Raw genomic sequence first — 24149 nt, 5'->3', positions numbered from 1 at the left:
TTTAAATTCCAAATTCCAATTGGTTTGCGCATAGATCTTTGTAAAGTTTAAAACTTTGACAAAGATTACGAATAACAATATCCTCTAAAAATAACAAACCCGACAGGTTTCAAAAAACTGTCGGGTTTACTTTTAGGAATGAAATTGTGAGTTTAATTCATTCCTCAGAATATTTTATCTGCAATAACAACAAGTAGAAGTTCCTTGCAAACAAACATCTCCTCTTCCTGGTGTATTAGAAAGAACTCCTCCAGCTTCACCACATAATCTGTCACACAAACCAATTGTTGGATTTACGTACGGAAGTACGCCTCCAAAAATATTTTTTTGAGCATTTTTACTTAGGATTTCAACATTTTTTAGGTTTTTTAAATTTTTCATAAATAGTTTGATTTGATTTGTTTCCTACTCTATTAGCTTTTCGGATTACGCTTTATTTGTTCATTTTCAAATTAATACAATCTAAAATAGAAAAATAAAACGGTAATATTCGTACAAACTATGTAATTAACATTAAGAAAAAATCCTAATTAAAAAAATCCAAATTCCAATTGGTTTACGCATAGAGATCTTTGTCAAAGTTTTAAACTTTGACAAAGATTACGAGTAATTCCAAATTCCAATAAAAAAAGCTGAAAACATTAATCTTTTCAGCTTTTTTGTCATTTCGACGAAGGAGAAATCACACTCGTTAATCTACAAAGATTGTCGATATGCTTTACGGAGTTTCTAGTGTGATTTCTCCCGTCGCTCGAAATGACAAACTCTACGTTAAATCTCATCAACAAAAAAAAATCCCAAACTCCAACAAAATTGGAATTTGGGATTTTAAAAAATTGAAAATTAAAATATTGTTATTCCACAATATTAGAACTCGTTACATAAAAATCTTTACTTACTTCAACAGTTCTGTTATTATTGATTGTTTTTTCTGATTTCCATTCTGTAGTTGGTTTTAACCACATTTCTTCGCCGTTTAAAGTTACTTTTACCGGCATATCAAACTTGGCAACACAATTCGTCCAGTGATATCCAAAAGTTCCGTCTTTAAACATATATTCAAAAACAGGAATTTGAGTTGTAGTTAAATATTGTGCATAAACTCTGTTAAAGTTAATTCCTGATTGTGTATTGATATAATCCTGAATTTGCTTTCCGGTAACCGTTTGATGGTAAAAAGTGCTGTTTAAACCTCTTAGAATCGATTTCCATTTAGCATCATCATTAATCACCTGACGAATCATGTGCAACATACTAGCACCTTTTGGGTACATATCGCCTGATCCTTCATTATTTACATCATAATGACCAATAATTGGTTTATCATTTCTAATTCCTTTTCTGCATCCAATTATATATTCTGCAGCAGCATCTTTTCCGTAATAAAATTCCAGAAAAAGACTTTCAGAATAGTTGGTGAAACTTTCATGAACCCACATATCAGCGATATCTTTGTAGGTAATATTATTTGCAAACCATTCGTGTCCTGATTCGTGAATAATAATAAAATCGAATTTTAATCCCCAACCGGTTCCGCTTAAATCACGCCCTAAATAACCATTTTTATAACCATTTCCGTAAGTTACACTACTTTGATGCTCCATACCTAAATACGGCGCTTCAACCAGTTTATAACTATCTTCATAGAAAGGATAAGGTCCGAACCAGTTTTCAAACGCTTTTAGCATTTTTGGAGCGTCTTTAAATTGTTCTTTGGCTAAAGCCAAATTATAACTCAAAACATAATAATTACAATCTAAATCGCCTTTTTCTCCTTTAAACTTCTCCGAAAAATTAACGTAATCTCCAATATTAATGTTTACACCATAATTATTAATCGGATTAGAAACGTACCAATTAAAGGTTTTCGTTCCGTCTTTTTCTTTCTTAACGCTCTGTAATCTTCCGTTTGAAACATCAGTCAAATGCCCCGGAACATTCACGCTAATCAACATGTTTTCGACTTCGTCATACATATGGTCTTTATTCGGCCACCAAACACTTGCACCTAATCCCTGACAAGATGAAGCGATAAAATCTTTTCCGTTTTTATCTTTTTTCCAGGTAATTCCGCCATCCCACGGTGGATTTACGGCTTCTTTAGGTTTTCCTCCAAATGAAATTACGATTTCTTTCGTCTCACCTACTTTTTGCGCAGCGGCTAATTCAATAAAAAACGCATTTCCGTCTCTTTCAAATTTCAATTCTTTGCCGTCCTGCGTCACTTTATAGATCTTCATTGGTTCCTGCAAATCTATTTGCATTTTATTATACGGCGTTAAAACAGTATAACGAACGGTATTTGAGCCTGTAATCGTTTTTTCTTTCGGATCTACTTTTACATCAAGATGATAATATTTTAAATCCCACCATGCTCTTTCTTTTGTAATGCTTCCGCGTAAAGAATCCTGATGAGTAAAAACGGTTTCAGACTTATTAAGAAGTCCTTGCGCATTGGCCGTAAAGCCAAACAAAAAGGCGATAAAAACGCCACCAAAGTATTTTTTCATACGAAGTAGATATTTTGTTTTAATCGAAATAACGTAGCGTATTTCATAAACTTAAACTTCAACAAATGTAAACATTCGAATCAAGTTTTGACTGTTTTTACAATCCCGATTCGGAAAATTTATTGTTAAAATTTATTTATTCTTCTGTATTTTAGCCAATAAATTCATTTTAATAATTTTATGAAAATCAGTACGATCCTTGCCGTTTCATCATTTATGTTTTCGATAGTAAATTATTCGCAAACTATTCCGATTCATAAAACAAGCGACAAGATCACTATTGACGGAGATTTATCTGATTGGAAAACACCATTCTTAGGTCCATTTGTGATTCATGATTCTGGAAATAAAGCTTCTGAGGATACTTTTGTTTCACTTTCGTGGAATGATCAAAACCTATACATCGCCTATCGTTCTACAGATTCTAAAATCGTTGGAACACCTCAAAAAAAAGATTCCCAAATTTTTAATACGGATGATCTGGTAGAGCTTTTTATTGATCCAGATGGTGATGGTCAGAATTATGTAGAAATTGGAGTGAATGCTTTTTCATCCAATTATGATCTATTGCTTAAATGTATTTCACCCCTTTGCGGCGGTTGGAATACCGCTATGAATTTTGATATTGCAGGATTAGAAACCGTAAGTAAAATAACTCCTGAAGGTTTTAATACCGAGATTAAAATTCCGTTTTCGAGCCTTAAAACTATTAAAAACGGTAATTTTACTCCACCAAAAGCAGGAACAAAATGGAGAGGGAATCCTTTTAGAATTGATTACGGTAACACAACTGAATATCTTGCATTACAACATTATAAGAGTTTAAAATATGGTTTTCATCAACCTGAGGAATTTGCGGTTTTTGAGTTTATGGAGTAACGTTGAGATGGCACGCGGATGACGCGGATTCGCTTGCACGAAAGCACGGATTTAGGCGGATTTTTCAGTTTGATTTTCCTCTCAATGTTCTTTACGCAATCTTGTCATCCCGAGGAACGAGGGATCCCCACAAGAAACTAACACAAAGAATTTCTACATTGTCGAGCTACTAAAGAAGATCCCTCGTTCCTCAAGATGACAAACTGGGTGAAAAATTTTATTTTTTATTACTTCTGACGTTTCTTCAAAACATCAACAACATCATTCAACTGAAAACCTTTTGCTTGCAATAAAATCAAATAGTGAAATAATAGATCAGCGCTTTCGCTTAAGAATAAATCATCATTATCATCTTTGGCTTCAATAACCACTTCTACAGCTTCTTCACCCACTTTTTGAGCAATTTTATTGATTCCTTTTTCGAATAATGAAGCTACGTAGCTTTTCTCAGAATCGGCATTTTCTCTACGGGTTTTGATGGTGTTTTCTAACTGAGAAATAAAACCGTAATTTTCTTTGTTTTCTTCCTGCCAGCAAGTATCAGCGCCTGTGTGACACGTTGGTCCTACAGGTTTTGCCTGAATTAAAAGTGTATCGCCATCGCAATCATTTTTAATACTTACCAGATTCAAAAAATTACCACTCTCCTCGCCTTTTGTCCAAAGTCTTTGTTTGGAACGGCTAAAGAAAGTTACTTTTTGAGTTTCAATTGTTTTCTGAAGTGATTCTTCGTTCATATATCCCAGCATTAAAACATTTTTTGTTTCTGAATCCTGAATTATCGCCGGAATTAATCCGTGTGCGCTTTTTATATCGATTTCCATTTTAGATTTTAGATTTTAGATTTTAGATTTTGATACTCTGAAATCTTATTATTATAGATTTAATCTCTTTGTTCTTGTTTCTTACTTCTTTTAAAGCCTAACCTCAATACCATTACTTCTAAGTTCCTCTTTCAAAGCCTTAATCTCGATTTCTTTAAAGTGAAAAACACTCGCTGCCAAAGCTGCATCAGCTTTTCCTTCTTTAAAAGAATCTACAAAATGCTGAATATTTCCGGCACCTCCCGAAGCAATAATCGGAATATTAATCAACGTTGACAATTTAGCCAAAGCTTCGTTTGCAAAACCGTTTTTAGTTCCGTCGTTATCCATTGATGTAAATAGAATTTCTCCTGCGCCGCGTTCAGCTACTTCAATAGCCCAATCGAACAGGTTCAGTTCTGTAGGTACTTTTCCGCCAACTAAATGTACAATCCACTGACCGTTAATTTGTTTGGCATCAATCGCAACCACAACGCATTGACTTCCGAATTTTTGCGCCAAATCATTAATCAATTGTGGATTTTTTACTGCCGATGAATTAATAGAAACCTTATCAGCTCCGTTATTCAGCAGAATCTCTACATCTTCTACAGACGAAATTCCACCACCAACTGTAAACGGAATATTGATTTTCTCGGCAACACTTCTCACCATATTCACCAATGTTTTACGACGTTCTTCAGTAGCCGAAATATCCAGAAAAACCAATTCATCAGCACCTTCCGCTGAATAAATTTCTGCCAACTCCACAGGATCTCCCGCATCACGCAAGTCAACAAAGTTAACCCCTTTTACGGTTCTTCCGTTTTTTATATCCAAACAAGGAATGATTCTTTTTGCTAACATTTTTTTAATGTGTCAATTTATAATGTGTCAATTAGAAAATTTGATAATGAGATAATTTAAACGCAATGTTAAAAATTATCTCATTTTCTAATTATGTAATCCTCTAATTGTTTCAAAGTAATTCTTCCTTCGTAAATTGCTTTTCCAATAATGGTTCCTTCGCAACCTAACTCAGCTAATTTTGGTAATTCATCGAAAGTTGAAATTCCTCCCGAAGCGATTAATTTTATGCCAATTACTTCTTTTAATATTTTTTCATACAAATCAAAACTTGGTCCTTCAAGCATTCCGTCTTTTGCGATATCAGTACAAATAACGTACTGAATTCCTTTGCTTTGATAATCCTGAATAAACGGAATCAAATCTTCGTTTGAATCTTCTAACCAACCTGAAATTGATACTTTTTCATCTTTGGCATCAGCCCCAAGAATAATTTTATCTGAACCGTATTCCGAAATCCATTTTTCGAATATGGCTCTGTTTTTTACTGCGATACTTCCGCCAGTTATTTGGTTTGCACCACTTTCAAAAGCAATTTTCAAATCTTCATCTGACTTTAAACCTCCGCCAAAATCAATTTTTAAACTGGTTTGTGTCGCAATTTGTTCTAATATTTTATAATTGACAATTTTACTCGATTTTGCACCATCAAGATCTACTAAATGAAGAAATTCGATTCCGTGCGCTTCGAATGATTTCGCTACTTCAAGCGGATTTTCGTTGTAAATTATTTTAGTATCGTAATCGCCTTTTGATAAACGGACACATTTCCCGTCGATGATATCTATAGCTGGTATTATTCTCATTTTTTGATATTTTAGATTTCTGATTTTAGATTTTAGATTCTAAAATTGAAATTGATTTTTGATATTGTAATTGATATTGATTATCACAATTGGAATTTGGATTTTCAAAAAATTGGAATTTTAAAATTTTATATTTTTAAAAAGTTTTCCAAAATCTTTTCCCCAACCGCTCCACTTTTTTCAGGGTGAAATTGCGTTCCGTAAAAATTATCTTTTTGTAAAGCTGATGCATATTCTAACTCGTAATTCGTTGTTGCAATGCTTTCAGCGCAATTTGGAGCGTAAAAACTATGCACCAAATACATAAACTCATTTTCCGGAATACCTTTAAACAAATCCGATTTTAAATCATAAATCTGATTCCATCCCATTTGCGGCACTTTAACTTTCGATGTGAATTTAATTACATCAACATCAAAAATCCCTAAACCTTTCGTATTTCCTTCTTCAGATGATTTACACATCAATTGCATACCGAGACAAATACCAAAAACCGGTTGTTTCAAAGTTGGAATCAAACTATCCAAACCACTTTCGCGAAGCTTAAGCATAGCCGAACTCGCTTCTCCCACTCCTGGAAAAATCACTTTATCTGCTGCCTGAATTTCGGCTGGATTATTACTCAAAACAGCTTTAAAACCAAGCCTTTCAATCGCAAACATAATGCTTTGAATATTTCCTGCTCCGTAATTTATAATTACTATTTTCAAAATTATTTTAGATTTTAGATTTTAGATTTTAGATTTCTCTAAAATTGAAATCGTTATTACTCTTTATTTTTGTTTGGTTTGTTTAAAATTTCAGTTTCAAGCCACTAAACTTTGAGCATGATTTTACCGCAAAGAACGCAAAGTTTATTTCTTGTAACCTAATCAGAAAAAGTTCGCAAAGCTTGGCGCATAAAACTTGCGTACCATAGCGTAAAACCTTGCGTACTTTGCGGTTAAAAAAACTTGAAACTTTAAACCTGAAACAAAATTCTTTATAACATCCCCTTTGTCGAAGGCAAAATCATTTTCTCTGTATCTCTTTTTACTGCTACTTTTATTGCTTTCGCGAAAGCTTTAAAAATCGCTTCAATTTTGTGGTGCTCGTTCGTTCCTTCAGCTTTTATATTAATGTTCGCTTTGGCACCATCTGAGAATGATTTAAAGAAGTGATAAAACATTTCTGTTGGCATTTTACCTACCATTTCGCGTTTAAATTCGGTTTCCCAAACCAACCAGTTTCTACCTCCAAAATCAATCGCAACTTGTGCTAAACAATCGTCCATTGGTAAACAAAAACCGTAACGTTCGATTCCTAATTTATTTCCTAAAGCTTTCGCGAAAACTTCGCCTAAAGCGATTGCAGTATCTTCAATCGTGTGGTGTTCATCCACTTCTAGATCCCCTTTTACTAGGATTTCCAAGTCCATTTGTCCGTGACGCGAAATTTGATCCAACATATGATCAAAAAAAGCAATTCCGGTTTCGATTTTACTTTTTCCGGTTCCGTCAAGATTTAAATCGATAAAAATATCCGTTTCATTCGTTTTACGCGTAATCGAAGCTGAACGCGCTTCCAATTTCAAAAACTCATAAATGGTCTTCCAACTCATTGTTTGAAGAATAATCGTTTCGTCTAACTCTTCACGTTTCGATGAAATTTCATTGCTTCCAATTCCGTCATTATCATTGATAAAAATGGCTTTTGCACCAAGATTTTTCGCCAATTCAACATCCGTCAAACGATCTCCTAAAACAAACGAATTTACCAAATCATACTCAGGATTATTCAAATATTTCGTCAACATTCCCGTTCTTGGCTTACGCGTTGGCGCATTATCTTCCGGAAACGATCTGTCAATAAAAATCTCATCAAACAAAACGCCTTCATTTTCAAAGGCTTTTAAAATAAAATTCTGCGTTGGCCAAAACGTATCTTCCGGAAAACTATCCGTTCCTAATCCGTCCTGATTGGTCACCATCGCCAATTCGTAATCTAATTCATTGGCAATTTTCGCCAAATATTGAAAAGCTTTCGGATAAAATTCTACTTTCTCCAAAGCATCTAATTGATAATTTTCTGGTTCTAAAACAATCGTTCCGTCACGATCGATAAAAAGTACTTTTTTCATATATTTTATTTTTTCTGCCACAGATTGCACAGATTAAAAGGATTTTTTATTTCTTGTGCTTAGTTTTCGACACGAATTCCACAAATTAGCACGAATTGAATTAGTGAAAATTCGTGAAATTCGTGGCAAAAGAAAAATCCATTCAATCTGTGCGATCTGTGGCCTATAATTTTTACTTCAACAACTTAAATTCTTTAATCAAAACTGCATTTTCTTCTGGAATTCCAATCGTAAAACGAAGGCAGTTTTCGCATAATGGCTGAGTCGTTCTGTTACGAATTACAATTCCTTTTGCAATTAACTGATCGTATCTTTTATTAGCATCATCTACTTTAACTAAAACAAAATTAGCTTCTGTAGGATATATTTTCTCTACAAAACTCACTTCAAGTAAAACTTTAAGCAATTCTTCTCTTTGTTCAATAATAGAAGCTATTTCCTGTTTTATTTTATCCGAATCATTCAAACGAGTTATTGCTCTTTGCTGCGTTAATTCATTTACATTATACGGAGGTTTTATTTTATTTAAAACCGAAATTACAGCTTCAGAACCATAACAGATTCCTAAACGAATTCCAGCCAAACCATATGCTTTCGATAAAGTTTGTGTAATCACTAAATTAGGATATTCATCGATTTCTGTCAACCAGCTTTCTTTTCCTGAAAAGTCAATATACGCTTCATCAATTACAACTAAACCTTTGAAGTTTTTAAGCAATTTCACCACACTTTCATCCGAAAAAGAATTCCCTGTTGGATTATTTGGTGAGCACAAAAAGATGATTTTTGTATTCTCATCTACAGCGTCCAAAATCTTCTCGACTTGTGGCTGAAAATCTGTAGAAAGTAAAACCTCTCTATTTTCAACTGCGTTAATATTAGCCAAAACGCTATACATTCCGTAAGTTGGTGGCAACGAAATAATATTGTCAATTTTTGGCTCACAGAAAGCTCTAAAAAGTAAATCTAATACTTCGTCGCTTCCATTTCCTAATAAAATCTGACTTGATTTTACGTTATTATTCTTAGCCAAAATCGCTTTAACCGAACTCTGTTGCGGATCCGGATAACGATTAACCCCATTTTGAAACGGATTTTCATTGGCATCCAAAAAAATCATTTCGGCAGTATCAAAATCCTCAAACTCATCTCTGGCAGACGAATAAGGTTTTAATGTTTTTACGTTTTCTCTTGTTATATTGTTGATATTAAAGTCCATTTTTATTATTATTTCTCGCAAAGACGCAAAGGCGCAAAGCTTAGATTTAAATTAATTCGTGCTAATTCGTGACATTCGTGGCAAAAAAATTAAGACTTTAAAGAATCTAATCTCAAAGTCACAGCGTTTTTATGCGCTTGTAATCCCTCAGCTTCAGCCATAATTTCTATCGCTTTACCAATATTTTGAATTCCTTTTTCTGAAATTTTCTGAAACGTCATTGATTTCATGAAACTGTCCAGATTTACTCCGCTATAATTCTTGGCATATCCGTTTGTTGGCAAGGTATGATTAGTCCCTGAAGCATAATCTCCAGCACTTTCTGGCGTATAATTACCGATAAAAACTGATCCAGCATTTACAATTCCGTTGCAATAGAAATCATCATATTCAGAACAAATAATAAAGTGTTCCGGTCCATATTCATTGATTAAATCAAGTGCGATTTTATCACTTTCTACAAAAATTAGTTTAGAATTTTCAATGGCTTTTTTAGCGATTTCTTTTCTAGGAAGCGCTTCAACCTGAATTTGAATTTCTTTTTCTACTGCATCAATCAATCTTTTTGAAGTCGAAACCAAAATTACCTGACTGTCTGATCCGTGTTCTGCCTGAGACAATAAATCCGAAGCTACAAACGCCGGAACAGCTGTATCATCTGCGACAACCAATAATTCTGAAGGTCCTGCCGGCATATCAATCGCTACGCCAAATTGTGTCGCCAATTGTTTTGCAACGGTTACAAACTGATTTCCTGGTCCGAAAATTTTATATACTTTAGGAATTGATTTTGTACCAAATGTCATTCCGGCAATCGCCTGGATTCCGCCTACTTTTAATATTTTGGTTACACCGCATAAATTCGCTGCATATAAAATAGCAGGATTTATTTTTCCGGTTTTATCTGGTGGCGAACATAATACAATTTCTTTACAACCTGCAATTTCAGCAGGAACAGCCAACATTAAAACTGTTGAAAACAAAGGCGCTGTTCCGCCCGGAATGTACAAACCAATCTTCTGAATTGGTCTTTTTTCCTGCCAGCAATTAACTCCTTCAATTGTTTCTATTTCAATTTTCTCTGTTTTTTGAGCCGAGTGAAATTTATAAATATTCTCTTTTGCTAACTGAATAGCTTCTTTTAATTCAGATGAAATTGAATTTACAGCTTCCTGAATTTCTTCTGATGAAACTTCGTAGTTTTCTAAAGCGATTCCGTCGAAGATTGAAGTGTATTTTGCAACAGCTTCATCTCCTTTTTTCTGTACTTCTTTAAAGATTTCTTTTACCGTAACTTCGATATCATCAATAGTTTTGGTAGGTCTTTTTAATATGTCTGACCAGGTATCTGGTTTTGGATTGTCTATTTTATTCATAATATTTTATATTAAAGTCCAATTTTTTTAAATTCCAAATTCCAAACGCTGTGTAGTTTAACCGCAAAGGGCGCAAGGTTTTTTTATTTTTTGTTGTCTCTACAATCGCTAAGTTCGCAAAGCTGTTGGCGAAATTTGGGATTTGGATTTTTTCTATTGGAATTTCATGTGAGTTGGAATTTGGAATTTACAAATTGAAATTTTCTTTTACAGTACCATTTTCTCAATTGGGCAAACTAAAATTCCTTCTGCTCCGGCTTCTTTTAGTTTGTCGATTACGTCCCAGAAAGTGTCTTTGTCAATTACTGAGTGTACGCTGCTCCATCCTTCTTGTGCTAATGGCAAAACGGTTAAACTTCTTAAAACCGGTAAGATTTTACCAATTTCGTCGATTTTATCGTTTGGCACATTCATTAAGATGTATTTTGAATTTCTTGCTCTTAAAACCGATTGAATTCTGAATTTTAAAGTATCAATGTGCTTCTGAATTTCCGGAGAAACTTTTGGTGAAACGGCTAAAACTGCTTCACTTTTCAGGATTACTTCTACTTCTCTTAAATTGTTTTTGAATAATGTACTTCCGCTAGAAACGATATCTACAATAGCATCGGCAAGACCAATGTTTGGTGCGATTTCTACAGAACCTGAAATTTGGTGAATATCAACTGTTAATCCAAAAGAATTGAAATATTCGTTAACCGTATTAGGGTAAGAAGTTGCAATACGTAAACCTGCTAAATCCTCAATCGACTTGTAATCAAATGTTTTAGGAACAGCCACAGAAACTTTACATTTTGAGAATCCTAGTTTTTGAATTACTTCGATATGCTTTCCTTTTTCTACTAAAAGATTATCGCCTACAATGGCTAAATCTACTACTCCATCAATTAAATATTGCGGAATATCAGAGTTTCTTAAGTATAAAACTTCCAAAGGAAAATTTGAAGCTTCGGCTTTTAGCTGATCGTTTCCGTTATTGATCGAAATACCGCAATCTTTCAAGATCTGAATGCTGTCTTCGTTTAAACGACCTGATTTTTGAATTGCAATTTTTAATGTACTCATTTTTTTAGTTTTTGTTGGATTAATAGTTTGAGTACAAAGAATTGGTATAAAAAAACCCGTTTGATGTACTCAAACGGGTTTTAAAATATGATGATTTACATGCATACCATTAACACATCGCCTGAGAGCAATAATGAAAATGATGATGATGTAATTGAATAGAAATCATGACTTGGTTTATTTTTTAATTCTTTGATTCGGTTGCAAATATACTAGTTAATTTCATAAAAAAGCAATTTTTAATTTAACTTAACGATAGTTTATTGTTAAAAAAAAGCCGGAGCACTATTTCTATTACATTTTTTTAATTCACTACAACGATTTCATATTATCGTTAAAACTCAAAACAACGGTTGTTCCTACTCCTATCTGGCTATCAATTTTAAACTTAATATGAAGGAGTTCTGTGATTCTTTTTACAATAGACAAACCTAGTCCAGTTCCTTTAATTTCAGGATGATCTGTAGAGTTAGATCTAAAAAATGGATTAAAAATAGCTTCTAAATCATGTTTCTCAATTCCGATTCCGTTATCTGAAATTTTACAAATTATCTTTTCACTTTCTTTAGAAAGCAAAATATTTACTTCTCCCTGATTGTTGGTGTATTTAATTGCATTCGAAATAATATTTCTCAAAATCGTAATGACTAAGAAATTATCAGACTGAATGTAATAATCTTCCTGAGCATCGAATTTAATAGCAATATTTTGGTTCTTTATTTTCTCTGAATTTAGTTTCAGAACATCCAAAATCACAGCATTTAAATACACCGATTCTGTAATTATATTCTTTTTTTGGTTTTCAAAACGGGCCATCAATAATAGTTGATCTACCAACATATTCAGATGATCGACTTCTTTTATACAATAATTTATTTTTTCTTCATATTCCTTATTATCACGAGGTTTACGAATTAACACTTCAAGAGTTCCTTTGATAACTGTAAGTGGCGTTCTTAACTCATGAGAAGCATCAGAAGTAAATTGTTTTTCGCGTTCGATTGCATCTTCTATACGATTAAGAAGATTGTTTATGGTTTTAGAAAGCGTGTATAATTCGTCCCGGGTTTTGGGCAGCGGAATACGTGTTTTCAAATTATCCTTGGTAATAATTTTAGAAGTATTAATGATGGCATTTATAGGTTTGATACTTCTTCCTGCAAAGAATCTGGCAATAAAAAACAGCAATAATAGGATGCCTAAAAATGACAAACTCATAATATCAAATAAATTATTCAATACCATTTTCGAATCAGCCAAAGACATTGCTACAATCACATATCCTATTTGTTTGCTTTTAAGGTATAATGGAACCTGAATTTGCCTGATCGCATGATCACCCATTTTAGTATCAAACAATTCAAAATCTTCTACGGAATCATTAAATTTTAGTGTCTGAGTTTTAAGGTTGGGCGCTTTTTCTATAATCTTTTTATTTACATCCAGAAACTCAACAAATACAGGATTTACATCTACCGTATTATGTTCTCGTTCGTTCCATTCTTCTTCATCGATAAGAATTACTTTGCCATCAACCTCTTTAATTTCTTCCTGATGGTTCTGAATTTCAACCTTTATTTTTTCATCAATATGATTATAAACGGTATGTTTTACGATAGAATAAATTACCGAAAAAACTACCAAAATCAATAATCCCGTGGTAATAATATAATTTAAGGCAATTCTGTTTTTAAAAGAAAGTTGTACCATTTATAAGTCGTTTGCGATATAACCTATACCGCGAATTGTTTTAATATAATCTTCTTCAATTTTTAAATTGAGTTTTTTTCTAATAGCATTCATAAAAACATCAATTACTCCGGTATCATATTCAAAATTAATTTCCCAAACGTCTTTTAAAATCTGGTTTCTAGTACAGACTTTTCCTTTATTTTTAATGAGATAGGTTAATAATTCGAATTCGCGTTGTGTAAGCGCCACTTCATCATCATTCTTCAGAACAATATGTTTCGATAAATCGATTTTTATGGTTCCTAAAGTAAGTACTTCTGATCCTTTCTGGTTTCTGAAATGAATTTTAATACGCTCTACCAATTCTTCAAAACTAAAAGGCTTTTTGATATAATCATTTGCACCGGCTTTTAGACCTTCTATAGTTTCCTGAACAGTATCTTTTGCAGTTAAAAAAATAATTGGTGTAACCTGATCTTTTATTCTGATGGCTTTGCACAAATCTAAACCGTTGATTTTAGGCAACATCCAGTCGAGTAAAATCAAATCAAATTTCTGATTTTGTATCAACTCAAAACCTTTTGAACCATCATTTGCCGTGGTAATCTGATATCCTTCTTCCTGCAAACCTTGTTGCAAAAACTGAACGATTCCTAACTCATCTTCGACTATTAAAATATGCATTTGCCTTCTTTAATTAAGATTATATCTTGTTTTATTTTATTCAAAGATAAATATTTTACACTTCAGAAATCACTTAAAACCACTAGAATAGCAAAAACAATATCATCTTAAGAAAACATTAAGTTTACACTAAGCAAGGTAAAAGCATAACTTCATCTGGAACTAATTTAACGACAGTAATTTTGTAAAAAAATTATTTCATGACTTTTTACAAGAAACTTTCGCCGTTTTATAATCTAATGGTATTTTATTGTATCATCAGTTTTCTATTAAGAATAGTTTTATTATTCCACCCTATTACACAAAGTTCGTTTACTATTCTTGAGTCCCTGAAAATCTTTAGTTTAGGTATTATTTCAGATGTGTTTACTTTTATAGTAGCAAGTGTTTTTTTATGGTTGTACCTTATATTTATTTCTAATTCAAAATACAACAAACCTTACGGCTATATTATTCTGTCTGTTTTTGTTGGTTTATTTGCTTATGTAGCGTCCGGAAAAAGTATTTTTAGTGAGTATGGAGGAGCTTTGCCTAAAATTGTTTTAATTTTTATTGGTATTAAAACAGCACTTTCTGCTCTTTTACTTTTTCTTCCTGCTCTAAAAGATAAAATTAGATATTGGTTGTTTGCATTCGTCATGTTTTTGTACGTTTTACTGATCTTGCAAAATGCCTTAAGTGAGTATTTCTTCTGGAATGAATTTGGAGTAAAATACAACTTTATCGCTGTAAATTATTTAATTTATACTAATGAAGTTATCGGGAATATTATGCAGTCCTATCCTGTAATTCCGCTATTTTCGGCATTATTTTTAGTTACTGGAATTGTAACTTACTTTATTTTAAAAGGATCTAAAAATTACATCAATGCAATTCCTTCTTTTAATGAGAAATTAAAAATTAGCGGAATTTATATTGTTTTATTTGCTATTTCTCTATTCGCTATTCCGAATTTAGCTAAAACCGAAAATTCTAAAAATGTTTTTGTGAATGAATTACAAGCTAACGGATTATATAAATTCTATCTTGCATTTCAGAATAACAAATTAGATTATTTTAAATTTTACAAAACTTCTCCTGAGCAAAAAGCTTATGCTATTTTAAAAGAGCAATTTCCTGCTATTTCCGGAGAAAAAATGATTCGTAAAATCACAAGCGATTCTACTGAAAATCATAAAAATGTAGTTTTAATTACTATTGAAAGTTTAAGTGCTGAATACATGAAAATGTATGGAAACCAGCAGAATATCACTCCGTTTCTGGATAGTCTAGCGCAGAAAAGTTTACAGTTTACCAATTTGTATGCCGTAGGAAACAGAACTGTTCGCGGACTTGAAGCGGTAACTTTATGCCTGCCACCAACTGCCGGTGAAAGTATTATAAAAAGAGAAGACAATAAGAATAAGTTTTCGACAGGATTTCTTTTTAACCAAAGAGGTTATAACGTAAAATTCATGTACGGAGGTGATGCGTTTTTTGATAACATGCAGGATTTCTACTCTGGAAATGGATACAAAATTGTAGACAAATCAAGTTTTACTCCTGAAGAAATTACTTTTTCGAATGTTTGGGGAGTTTGTGACGAAGATATGTATAATAAGGCAATAAAGGTTATGAATGCAGAAGCAAAAGAAAATAAGCCATTCTTTAATCATATCATGACAGTAAGTAATCATCGACCTTTTACTTATCCGAATAATAAAATTGATATACCTGGTGATATTAAATCGCGTGATGGTGGTGTAAAATATACTGATTATTCTTTGAGAAAATTCTTTGCAATGGCAAGTAAACAACCTTGGTTTAAAAACACCGTTTTTGTAATTGTTGCAGATCACTGTGCTTCGAGTGCCGGAAAAACAGAACTTCCTTTAGATAAATACAGAATTCCTGCTTTTATTTACAATCCAGAAGCCAAACCTGCAAAATACAATAAGCTAATGTCACAAATAGATCTTATACCTACTCTTTTTGGATTATTGCACTTTAGTTATGAAAGCAAATTTTTTGGTCAGGATGTTTTAAAACCAGATTACAAACCCAGAGCTTTTATCGCTACTTATCAGGATTTGGGCCTTATAAAAGACAATGTACTTACGATTTTATCGCCTAAACAAGAGGTAAAACAATTTGATTTAGAACTTAATCCAAAGCCTGGAATTGCTCCTGAATATCAAATTGATTATAATGAAATCCCGATGAAAACACAAAGAACTGATTTGGTAAATGAAACAATTTCTTTTTACCAAACAGCATCTGATATGTTGAAGAAAAGAGAATATCAGAAATCCGTAAATATTAATCCTAAAATAGATAGCGGTTTTAAGCAAGCTTCGTTGAAAAATGACAAACAAATAACCCGAAGTGAAAGAAGTTTTCAATAAAACTATATATTTTACTTATTAATCATTTAGGACATTTCCTCTTATATCAAAGAAGATTACAAAAAGTAAAAAAGCCTCAAATTCAAATGAATTTGAGGCTTTTTTTATAAGTCTGCGAACTGAAAGCTGAGACTGAAAACTCTTTTTTTTTTAGTCGTTTTGATTTTTCATTCCGAATAAGTTTCCTTGTTGAAATAATTTTAAATCATCTCTTAAAAACTGGTAGTTTCTTTGTGTAACTGCCGGAGAATCTAAGTCGCTTAAATCTGGTTTCCCTGCATTGACCCATGCCGTATACCAAAAACTTGCTGTAGCAGTAATTGCTTTTCTCATTTGGCTTTCAACCATTCCGTTTAACTCTTCGTGTAGTTTTTTAGCATACTCATCAGAGAAAACAGCTGTATTGTATTTGCTTTTTAATACTTTTCCGTCAGCATCCATTTTAAAAACCTGAGCTTCCGGAGTAGCAGTTCTCAACTTTTTATCAATGTCTAATAATGGTTTAGCTAAACTATGTGTATCATTGATCATGTCCCAGGTTGCTTTATGAACATCTTGGTAGTATTGCGCCTGAGGAACATTTAATTTATAATTTTTAGCAAACAATTCCGGTAATCTGCTTTCCCAAAGAGAATGAATTCCTTTTTGGTCGCTTAATTGACCATCATGATTAGCAGAAGTATGCAATGGCATGTGTGCATCACCAATATAATGACCTAAATCTGCAGCAAGAAACAAGATTTCGGCTCTGTTTTTATCTTTAAAAGCTTTGGTTAATTTTACCATCATATCTTCGATGTACCAAGGCAAAATACCATTATCATTCAGGAATTTAGCATCGTATTTTTTCTTTGCTGCTTCAAGAGTTTGAGGGATACTGTCTACAGCTCCAAAATTCTCCATGTCGAAATAATGTCTCGGATTTTCGTCTTTATAATTTAAAGCATACTTTCTAATGTCCGGAACAGAAGCTTCCTGCGTAATAAAATCAATGTGATTGTAAAAAAACACCTGTAGCGATTGAGGCAAAGCCATAACAGCAGCTTTATTAATACGTTCGTGACCTACAATTCCCCAGGATAATGTCAAAAAACCAATTGCTGATGCGAATATTGCAATTAGCATTGGTTTCATTTTAAAGTTTTTCATTTGTAAATTTGTTTGTTGCAAATTTATCTCATTTAAAGATAATTTAAAACAATAGTGTCAATTATTGTGATAATTTAATTCCTTTTAATTTTTAAAGCATTTTACTGAAGTAAGTTCAAATTAAAAGTTTCTTTGTAAATTCGTTTTGCTTTTTATTATAAAACCAAAATTTATGCGCCCTACTTATTTAAGTGTTCTTTTCTTTTTAATTACTACTGTTTCTTTTGCTCAGGATGACCTTATTCAGCTTAAATCTGTAAGCGACACTATTTTAAACCCAAAGAGAACTTTACAAATGACTGATCCGTTTGATGGATTAAAAACCATGCAAAAGCTGTTTCCGGGTAAACTATATAAACTTTCTGACAACAATACGTTTTTGAGCTGGAAATGCAAAAACTGCAAACCTACGGCTTATACCGATGTAAATGGTGTCGAAGGAGATCAAATGTTTCCGTATAAAGAAGGCGTTGCGACAAGACTTCTTGACAATATAAGCTACACAGACTCAAAAGGAAATCAATTTAAATTATTGTTTTTTAATCATTCTGATTATGATGCTGACGGCTTGCAAACCGGAAGATTTTCAGGAGGATTGATTGGTGTCGCCAAGTTTGCGAAAAATGATAATGTTTGGCAAATGAGATCTTTTCAGCCTGCAATTGCCGCTTTTGGAGCTTTTTCGAGAGCGCCATCGCCAAAATTAATAGAAATTGGCGATGATCAATATGCTTTTACGTTAGTGCATTCAAATGGTGGCGCTGGTGCTCCTTATTATGATTATCTTTATTTAATAGTAGGCTTTAACGGAAAATACCAACCTTTGATGGAAGTGGGTAATTACAGACTTTCCAATACAGGAAATGGTTCTAATTGGTCAAGTACTTACAAAGTCGTTAATGATAATAATAAAAAATATTTTAGGGATATTGTCATTACAACAACCGGGTTTTACACCAAATTTAAAGGCGGAGATGATGAATATGAAGTTGATATGCCTGAGGAAGTTAGCGAAATGGCTAAAACTAAAAAGCAATTTAATTTCTCAATCAAAAGGCATTTTTCTTTTAAAGGCAAATGGTACAATGCTGTTGGTGAATCTGTTGTGAAATTTTCTAATGTAAAATAAACTTTATTTTAATCTTTTAATTCAAATATAAAATTGAAACTAAACCTAAACTAGCAATAAAGATCCAAAGTAAAACTCCCTGAAACAAAGGCTTTACTCCTACTGCTTTTAGAGTATTTATATTTAAAGTTGCTCCTATCAAGAACAAAGTAATTGTAAGTCCAATTTTCGCTATGTTTACAATATATGGAGAAACAATAGCGGTTTGAGGTACATAAGAATTAAAAAGCATTGCCAGAATAAACAAACCAATAAAATAAGGGATTTTGATTTTTTGAGATTTATTCTTGAAGATAAATGCAGTTAAAAGCGAAATTGGGATAATCCATAATGCTCTGGCTAACTTTACTGTTGTGGCAATTTGCAAGGCTTCTGCTCCATATTTATTGGCAGCACCAACAACCGAGCTTGTATCATGAATAGCAATAGCGCACCACAAACCAAACTCTTTTTGAGACAAATCAAGCTGGTGCCCGATAAATGGGAAAACAAATAATGCAATAGAATTCAGGATAAAAATAACGCCCAATGCAATTGAAGTCTGGTTTTCGTTTGATTTGATTACCGGAGAAATAGCTGCAATGGCACTTCCGCCACAAATAGCTGTTCCGCAAGAGATTAAATGTGATGTTTTTTTATCGGTTTTAAACCATTTTCCTAAAAATGTACCCAATATTAAAGTGCTGAAAATAGAGAAAATAGTCAGCAAAAAACCTTCTTTTCCGGCTGAAATTGCTGCCGTGGCATTCATTCCAAAGCCTAAACCAATAACTGAGAATTGTAATAAATACGTAATGGCAATATGATTGAATGCTATAAAGGGATTTCCAAAAACATTTACCATAACAACTCCTAACAATAAAGCAATTGGAGGTGAAATAATCGAAAGTAAACACAATACAATTATCAAGACGAAAATCGCTTGTTGCAGGTAAAGATTAATTTCGAGTAAATGTGATGCGGTATGTTGTTTCGTTTTCAAAATAAGGAATTTTATATTTCCTTACAAAGGTCTGCCCTTTCTACGATAATCGCCAATTGTAAATTGCGATAGGCTATAACTCTAAGTTATAATAAGACGATATACTTTGAATAAAAAGTTCTGACAAAGAATCAGATTTACCTAATAAAGTAATAATATAAAAATAACGTTCAACAGACAAATTCTCAACATCCAAAACGATTAATTCGTTATTCTTAAGCTCCTTATCTACCGCGTGTATTGACATAAAAGCAAAACAATCAGAATTTAATAAATACGATTTTATACTTTCTGTGCTTCCTAATTGCATTTCGATTTGCAGGTCGGTAATTTTTACGTCGATTTGTTTTAAAGCATATTCTATAACTTCAAGTGTTCCTGAACCACGTTCGCGAGTTATAAATTTCATTGCTTTTAAATCCTCTAACGAAATTTCGTTTTGTTTTGCAAAAGAATTATTGGTGTTACAAACCAACACTAACTCGTCTTTTAAAAACGGAATGTATTTAATAGATTGATTTTTAGACTGTCCTTCAACAATTCCTATTTCTATTTCTTTATTGATTAAAGCATTTTCGATTTGTTCTGTATTTCCGTTTAGCAAATTGACTTTAATATCTTTTTGCTTTTGATGAAAACGGGCCAAAACGGGAGAAATAATATATTGCGAAATGGTTGTACTTGCTCCTAACCTCAATAAACCATGACGTTCATTGATAAACAAACTCATATCAAAGTCGATTTCGCGATAGATTTCGAAGATATTTTTGGTATGTTTTAGCAGAATTTCCCCTGCAGGAGTTAATGCAATTTTAGAACCGTTACGTTCAAAAAGCTTGGTTTTATAGGTTTCCTCAAGTTCCTGAATATGTTTTGAAACCGCCGGCTGCGAGATATACAATTCTGTTGCCGCTTTAGTAAAATTAAGGCGAAGCGCAACGGTATAGAAAACTTTTAGCCTGAAATCCATGGTATTGTTATTTTTGTTTCGCATTTAAAGCTTCAAGTTAAGCAAAAACTTTGAACCTTTGTTACTCTGAACCTTTGCTACTTTTAAAGTAACCCATTATATTTTCTAACAAACCATTCTGTAGTCAGTAAAACAGCAATTAAAATCAACAACCAAACCCAATCAACTAAAGGAGTTTTGGTGGAGACGTTTTTCTCAATCGATTTGTATTCTTTGTTTTCAAGAAGTTGTTGAATCAAATCATCGGCCTGATTTTCAAAGAAAGCTTTTCCGTTGGTTTGCAGCGCTAATTGTTTCAGTTTTACAACGTCAGGATTTACAAATTGTTTTTCGATATCAAAATCTAAAATCTCAAAATGACTTGAATATATAGTATTGGAATTTAATTCTTTTACAGTGAAATTATATTTTCCGGCAGCTAAACCATCCAGATTAGCTGAAAACGAATTATTTCCTTTTAGTAAATCGTAGTTTTTAGCCTGCTTCGTTTCGGCATTTGTAACTGTAATAGTAAGTCTCGCTTTTTCGTCGAACTCGTAATTTTTATTAAAATACTGCGCATTAATCACGATTGCTTCTCCGGAATTATAAAAACTCTCATGCGTCACTACCAGGGATTTTCTTGAAGTTGTCGAAGATAAATATTGAATGATTTTATCGATAAAAACATCGTATTTCTCAAAAGACTGATTATCAATATGACTTTGCAAACGCCATTTCCAGCTATTTTCTCCTAATAAAAAAGCTGTACGTTTTCCTTGATTTTCGGCGAAAGCCAATAAAGGCGCATTTGTAGCAACGTTTCTTATTTTTGAAGAAAGCAATACCGATACATTACCATTTGTTGTTATGGTTCCGAATAAATTCTGAAGCGGAGGAAAATTTTCAAAGCCAATATTTTCTATCGCAAACAAATTAAACTGCGATTGAAATTCTGACAGATAATCTTCTCTTTGTCCGCTCATTTTAAAAATCAAACTGTTTTGTTGTTGGTTTAGAAAATTAAAATCGGTGTTGTTTCCGGTAATAATAAAAGTATTTGTTCCTGCTAATTTATTATTGTCAAAAATAGCTTTAAAAGCTGCAGTTGGTTGGTATAAAACCAAAACTGATGCTTCTTGTAACTGATTAATATCATTAGGCTTAACCAATATTACTTTGCGCTGTGCATTAACTTCAATCGAACGTTTTAATGCTGCAATATCAGGATGATTTATAGAAGAAACGATAGCAATAGTCGACTTTTGATCAATTACTTCAACAGCAAAATTCTTGGTATTATTGTAGCTGTTTTTTTCTTTAGAACCAGATAAAATACTGGCCTTAAAAATTTGCAATCCTACTTTGTCAGCAGGTAAAAGCAAGTTTAACGTTGCCGTTTTTTTTGAGGCCGAAAACGAAACTTTTTCTTTGGCAACAATGGTATTTCCTTGCGAAATTGTAAAATCGGCATTTGCATTTTTATCTCCGGAATATTGCAGAAAAACTTCTACTGGAAATTTATTTTTATGAAAAGCGTATTTATTTACATTAAGCTGATTGATTTTTAAATCAAGGAATGTGGTTGTATCTCCTACAACCAAAGGATAAACTTTATTAACAGGATCAAAACGATATACGTAATCGTTTCCTGTAGTTTGATTTCCGTCGGTAATAATAACCGTTGGGAAAATCAGATTTTTATTAATGCTTTTTAAATTCCTGGCAACTTCATCAAGATTGGTTTGCTTTCCTTTAAAATCAAATTTATCCGAAGGCTTAAAATCTGCATCAAATTGATACGACTGGATTTCGAATTTTTCTTTAAGCGCAGGGTTCGAGATTATTTTCTGATAAAGTTCTTCGACTTTTTTATCTGATTTTAAAACCGAAATCGAACTCGAATTATCTACCGCAATTGCCAGAGGAGTTTTGGTAATTTCCAGCGAATTCTTTGTCATTATAGGATTTATCAATAAAACCAATAATGCAAAAATGGCCAGAAAACGTAAAAAAGCCAAAAACACAACCACATTTGATTTGTTTTTGGCTTTAAAAAAATATTGAAAATACGACAAACCACCAGCTATTACCAAAGAAAGCAATAATAATAGAATCGTGTTTGTAGTCATATTTTATAGTTTAGCGATTGGGAATATTTAATAATTCAAAGATCTCAAAATAAAACCTTTGAACCTTTATAACTTAGTCCCGATAGCTATCGGGATTAGTACCTTAAGTTAACATTCCTCCGCAAACATTAAGTACTTGTCCTGTAACATAAGCACTCATATCCGAAGCTAAGAAAAGACAAGCATTTGCAACATCTTCTACAGTTCCTCCACGTTTCAACGGAATTCCGTCTCTCCATCCTTTTACTACATCTTCGTTTAATTTTGCAGTCATTTCAGTTTCAATAAATCCAGGAGCAATTGCATTGCAACGAATATTACGAGAACCCAACTCTAACGCTACAGATTTTGTAAAACCTATTGCACCTGCTTTAGAAGCTGCATAATTTGTTTGTCCCGCATTTCCTGATACTCCTACTACAGAACTAATATTGATTATAGAACCTGCACGTTGTTTAAGGAAAGTTTTCTGAATTGCTTTTGTCATATTAAATACTGACTTCAGGTTTACATCAATAACCTGATCAAAATCAGCCTCAGACATACGCATTAACAAATTATCTTTTGTAATTCCTGCGTTGTTTATTAAGATATCTACTGTTCCAAAATCAGCTAAAACAGCATCAACAAAAGTTTGCGCCTCATTAAAATCAGCTGCGTTTGACTGGTATCCTTTAGCTTTAATCCCTAAACCATTTAACTCAGCCTCTAAAGCCTGTGCAGACTCTACAGACGAGCTGTATGTAAATGCAACATTTGCACCATGTTTAGCGAAAACTTCGGCAATTCCTCTTCCAATTCCACGGCTAGCACCTGTAATAATGGCAACTTTTCCTTCTAGTAATTTCATATTCAAAATTAATTTTAATATTTATTTGTAGCTATTCCTGCTATCCATTTCAATCTTTTGTTTTTTAAAGAAAAAAACAAAAGGATTTCCATTTCTATCAGGGCTATGAATGACTTGTCAAATATATGATAATTCCCTTTTTAAAAAAATAACAATAGTATAATTTATGAGTATGCGAATTACTTTAGAAAATTAAAGGGATAAAAAAACCGTTTCAGAAATTTTGAAACGGTTTTGAAGAAATAATTTTATTACAAGCACTCTATACCATCAATTGTTGCTTTGCATATAGGCTCAACTGGTTTTATTTGTGGCTCCATAATACATGGCCCATAATAAGGAAGTGGTGTCCATGGTATCATACATATAACAGTTCCGGCTCCACCCATTACTTTTTTTTGTTCATTAATACTAAGTACTTCAACTCCTTTAAAATTTAAAATTGTTTTTAACATAATAATTTGGTTGTTTAATATTTCTATTCTCAATCATTTTATGTCTGTTGAGTTTCAGACGTAATAATAAGTACAATTATCAAAATTCAGAATAAGATC

General features: G+C 32.7%; 21 protein-coding genes. 3 read left to right on the top strand and 18 right to left on the bottom strand.

Annotation, left to right across the window (positions count from 1 at the left end):
* Nucleotides 1–174: 174 nt before the first annotated feature.
* Nucleotides 175–381: a hypothetical protein gene (locus L0669_RS16510; RefSeq protein ID WP_263758877.1), complete on the bottom strand. Its 207-nt coding sequence runs from the start codon at nucleotides 379–381 to the stop codon at nucleotides 175–177.
* A 473-nt stretch (nucleotides 382–854) separates the two neighbouring features.
* Nucleotides 855–2510: a M1 family metallopeptidase gene (locus tag L0669_RS16505; RefSeq protein WP_263758876.1), complete on the bottom strand. Its 1656-nt coding sequence runs from the start codon at nucleotides 2508–2510 to the stop codon at nucleotides 855–857.
* Between the two features lie 180 nt (nucleotides 2511–2690).
* On the opposite strand from L0669_RS16505, the gene L0669_RS16500 reads away from it, so the two are divergent.
* A complete protein-coding gene (locus tag L0669_RS16500; protein WP_263758874.1) occupies nucleotides 2691–3389 on the top strand; it encodes a carbohydrate-binding family 9-like protein in 699 nt (232 codons plus the stop codon).
* A gap of 227 nt (nucleotides 3390–3616) precedes the next feature.
* On the opposite strand, the gene hisIE is transcribed toward L0669_RS16500, so the two are convergent.
* The 10 genes from hisIE to L0669_RS16450 form a co-directional block, all read right to left on the bottom strand.
* A complete protein-coding gene (gene hisIE, locus L0669_RS16495) occupies nucleotides 3617–4213 on the bottom strand; it encodes a bifunctional phosphoribosyl-AMP cyclohydrolase/phosphoribosyl-ATP diphosphatase HisIE (RefSeq protein ID WP_073481261.1) in 597 nt (198 codons plus the stop codon).
* A gap of 90 nt (nucleotides 4214–4303) precedes the next feature.
* Nucleotides 4304–5059, bottom strand: coding sequence for an imidazole glycerol phosphate synthase subunit HisF (gene hisF / locus L0669_RS16490; protein WP_263758871.1), 756 nt, complete (start codon nucleotides 5057–5059; stop codon nucleotides 4304–4306).
* Nucleotides 5060–5139: 80 nt separating this feature from the next.
* Complete coding sequence (gene hisA, locus L0669_RS16485) at nucleotides 5140–5865, bottom strand: 1-(5-phosphoribosyl)-5-[(5-phosphoribosylamino)methylideneamino]imidazole-4-carboxamide isomerase (protein WP_263758870.1); 726 nt, start codon at nucleotides 5863–5865, stop codon at nucleotides 5140–5142.
* A 128-nt stretch (nucleotides 5866–5993) separates the two neighbouring features.
* Nucleotides 5994–6575 (bottom strand): imidazole glycerol phosphate synthase subunit HisH, encoded by a 582-nt coding sequence (gene hisH, locus L0669_RS16480; RefSeq protein WP_263758869.1) that lies wholly within the window; start codon nucleotides 6573–6575, stop codon nucleotides 5994–5996.
* 272 nt (nucleotides 6576–6847) lie between these two features.
* A complete protein-coding gene (hisB, locus tag L0669_RS16475; protein WP_263758867.1) occupies nucleotides 6848–7984 on the bottom strand; it encodes a bifunctional histidinol-phosphatase/imidazoleglycerol-phosphate dehydratase HisB in 1137 nt (378 codons plus the stop codon).
* A 172-nt stretch (nucleotides 7985–8156) separates the two neighbouring features.
* Nucleotides 8157–9203 (bottom strand): histidinol-phosphate transaminase, encoded by a 1047-nt coding sequence (gene hisC / locus L0669_RS16470; protein WP_263758866.1) that lies wholly within the window; start codon nucleotides 9201–9203, stop codon nucleotides 8157–8159.
* Nucleotides 9204–9292: 89 nt separating this feature from the next.
* A complete protein-coding gene (gene hisD / locus L0669_RS16465) occupies nucleotides 9293–10579 on the bottom strand; it encodes a histidinol dehydrogenase (protein WP_263758865.1) in 1287 nt (428 codons plus the stop codon).
* 207 nt (nucleotides 10580–10786) lie between these two features.
* Nucleotides 10787–11644 carry an ATP phosphoribosyltransferase gene (hisG, locus tag L0669_RS16460; RefSeq protein WP_173972478.1) on the bottom strand — a complete coding sequence of 286 codons (858 nt, stop codon included), beginning with the start codon at nucleotides 11642–11644 and terminating at the stop codon, nucleotides 10787–10789.
* Nucleotides 11645–11956: 312 nt separating this feature from the next.
* A complete protein-coding gene (locus tag L0669_RS16455; RefSeq protein WP_263758864.1) occupies nucleotides 11957–13354 on the bottom strand; it encodes a sensor histidine kinase in 1398 nt (465 codons plus the stop codon).
* Nucleotides 13355–14020 carry a response regulator transcription factor gene (locus L0669_RS16450; RefSeq protein WP_173973341.1) on the bottom strand — a complete coding sequence of 222 codons (666 nt, stop codon included), beginning with the start codon at nucleotides 14018–14020 and terminating at the stop codon, nucleotides 13355–13357. It abuts the gene before it with no gap.
* 200 nt (nucleotides 14021–14220) lie between these two features.
* Between L0669_RS16450 and L0669_RS16445 the strand changes: the two genes are divergently transcribed.
* A complete protein-coding gene (locus L0669_RS16445; protein ID WP_263758863.1) occupies nucleotides 14221–16404 on the top strand; it encodes an LTA synthase family protein in 2184 nt (727 codons plus the stop codon).
* Nucleotides 16405–16554: 150 nt separating this feature from the next.
* On the opposite strand, the gene L0669_RS16440 is transcribed toward L0669_RS16445, so the two are convergent.
* Nucleotides 16555–17553, bottom strand: coding sequence for a zinc dependent phospholipase C family protein (locus L0669_RS16440; RefSeq protein ID WP_173973067.1), 999 nt, complete (start codon nucleotides 17551–17553; stop codon nucleotides 16555–16557).
* Nucleotides 17554–17725: 172 nt separating this feature from the next.
* On the opposite strand from L0669_RS16440, the gene L0669_RS16435 reads away from it, so the two are divergent.
* On the top strand, nucleotides 17726–18682 hold the full coding sequence (locus L0669_RS16435) for a hypothetical protein (protein WP_263758861.1): 957 nt from the start codon (nucleotides 17726–17728) through the stop codon (nucleotides 18680–18682).
* A gap of 16 nt (nucleotides 18683–18698) precedes the next feature.
* Here L0669_RS16435 and L0669_RS16430 read toward each other — a convergent pair whose 3' ends face one another.
* From L0669_RS16430 to L0669_RS16410, 5 genes are all read right to left on the bottom strand, one after another.
* Nucleotides 18699–19664 (bottom strand): YeiH family protein, encoded by a 966-nt coding sequence (locus L0669_RS16430; RefSeq protein ID WP_263758860.1) that lies wholly within the window; start codon nucleotides 19662–19664, stop codon nucleotides 18699–18701.
* 73 nt (nucleotides 19665–19737) lie between these two features.
* Entirely contained in the window at nucleotides 19738–20634 is an 897-nt protein-coding gene (locus tag L0669_RS16425; protein ID WP_263763958.1) for a LysR family transcriptional regulator, read from the bottom strand.
* Between the two features lie 83 nt (nucleotides 20635–20717).
* On the bottom strand, nucleotides 20718–22745 hold the full coding sequence (locus tag L0669_RS16420) for a hypothetical protein (protein WP_263758859.1): 2028 nt from the start codon (nucleotides 22743–22745) through the stop codon (nucleotides 20718–20720).
* Between the two features lie 103 nt (nucleotides 22746–22848).
* Nucleotides 22849–23595, bottom strand: a complete 747-nt coding sequence (gene fabG / locus L0669_RS16415; RefSeq protein ID WP_173973062.1) for a 3-oxoacyl-[acyl-carrier-protein] reductase — start codon at nucleotides 23593–23595, stop codon at nucleotides 22849–22851.
* 251 nt (nucleotides 23596–23846) lie between these two features.
* Nucleotides 23847–24050 carry a hypothetical protein gene (locus L0669_RS16410; protein ID WP_263758857.1) on the bottom strand — a complete coding sequence of 68 codons (204 nt, stop codon included), beginning with the start codon at nucleotides 24048–24050 and terminating at the stop codon, nucleotides 23847–23849.
* Nucleotides 24051–24149 lie beyond the last annotated feature (99 nt).

Origin of the sequence: Flavobacterium bizetiae (assembly GCF_024271895.1) — a bacterium.
GTDB classification, from domain to species: domain Bacteria; phylum Bacteroidota; class Bacteroidia; order Flavobacteriales; family Flavobacteriaceae; genus Flavobacterium; species Flavobacterium bizetiae.
The sequence above is the reverse complement of the archived record's forward strand: the minus strand, read 5'-3'. Positions and strand labels throughout refer to the sequence as shown.

What these genes read in the sequence shown, in the direction of transcription:
- L0669_RS16510 (WP_263758877.1), bottom strand. Translation starts at nt 381, where the DNA reads ATGAAAAATTTAAAAAACCTAAAAAATGTTGAAATCCTAAGTAAAAAT.
- L0669_RS16505 (WP_263758876.1), bottom strand. Translation starts at nt 2,510, where the DNA reads ATGAAAAAATACTTTGGTGGCGTTTTTATCGCCTTTTTGTTTGGCTTT.
- L0669_RS16500 (WP_263758874.1), top strand. Translation starts at nt 2,691, where the DNA reads ATGAAAATCAGTACGATCCTTGCCGTTTCATCATTTATGTTTTCGATA.
- hisIE (WP_073481261.1), bottom strand. Translation starts at nt 4,213, where the DNA reads ATGGAAATCGATATAAAAAGCGCACACGGATTAATTCCGGCGATAATT.
- hisF (WP_263758871.1), bottom strand. Translation starts at nt 5,059, where the DNA reads ATGTTAGCAAAAAGAATCATTCCTTGTTTGGATATAAAAAACGGAAGA.
- hisA (WP_263758870.1), bottom strand. Translation starts at nt 5,865, where the DNA reads ATGAGAATAATACCAGCTATAGATATCATCGACGGGAAATGTGTCCGT.
- hisB (WP_263758867.1), bottom strand. Translation starts at nt 7,984, where the DNA reads ATGAAAAAAGTACTTTTTATCGATCGTGACGGAACGATTGTTTTAGAA.
- hisC (WP_263758866.1), bottom strand. Translation starts at nt 9,203, where the DNA reads ATGGACTTTAATATCAACAATATAACAAGAGAAAACGTAAAAACATTA.
- hisD (WP_263758865.1), bottom strand. Translation starts at nt 10,579, where the DNA reads ATGAATAAAATAGACAATCCAAAACCAGATACCTGGTCAGACATATTA.
- hisG (WP_173972478.1), bottom strand. Translation starts at nt 11,644, where the DNA reads ATGAGTACATTAAAAATTGCAATTCAAAAATCAGGTCGTTTAAACGAA.
- L0669_RS16455 (WP_263758864.1), bottom strand. Translation starts at nt 13,354, where the DNA reads ATGGTACAACTTTCTTTTAAAAACAGAATTGCCTTAAATTATATTATT.
- L0669_RS16450 (WP_173973341.1), bottom strand. Translation starts at nt 14,020, where the DNA reads ATGCATATTTTAATAGTCGAAGATGAGTTAGGAATCGTTCAGTTTTTG.
- L0669_RS16445 (WP_263758863.1), top strand. Translation starts at nt 14,221, where the DNA reads ATGACTTTTTACAAGAAACTTTCGCCGTTTTATAATCTAATGGTATTT.
- L0669_RS16440 (WP_173973067.1), bottom strand. Translation starts at nt 17,553, where the DNA reads ATGAAAAACTTTAAAATGAAACCAATGCTAATTGCAATATTCGCATCA.
- L0669_RS16435 (WP_263758861.1), top strand. Translation starts at nt 17,726, where the DNA reads ATGCGCCCTACTTATTTAAGTGTTCTTTTCTTTTTAATTACTACTGTT.
- L0669_RS16425 (WP_263763958.1), bottom strand. Translation starts at nt 20,634, where the DNA reads ATGGATTTCAGGCTAAAAGTTTTCTATACCGTTGCGCTTCGCCTTAAT.
- L0669_RS16420 (WP_263758859.1), bottom strand. Translation starts at nt 22,745, where the DNA reads ATGACTACAAACACGATTCTATTATTATTGCTTTCTTTGGTAATAGCT.
- fabG (WP_173973062.1), bottom strand. Translation starts at nt 23,595, where the DNA reads ATGAAATTACTAGAAGGAAAAGTTGCCATTATTACAGGTGCTAGCCGT.
- L0669_RS16410 (WP_263758857.1), bottom strand. Translation starts at nt 24,050, where the DNA reads ATGTTAAAAACAATTTTAAATTTTAAAGGAGTTGAAGTACTTAGTATT.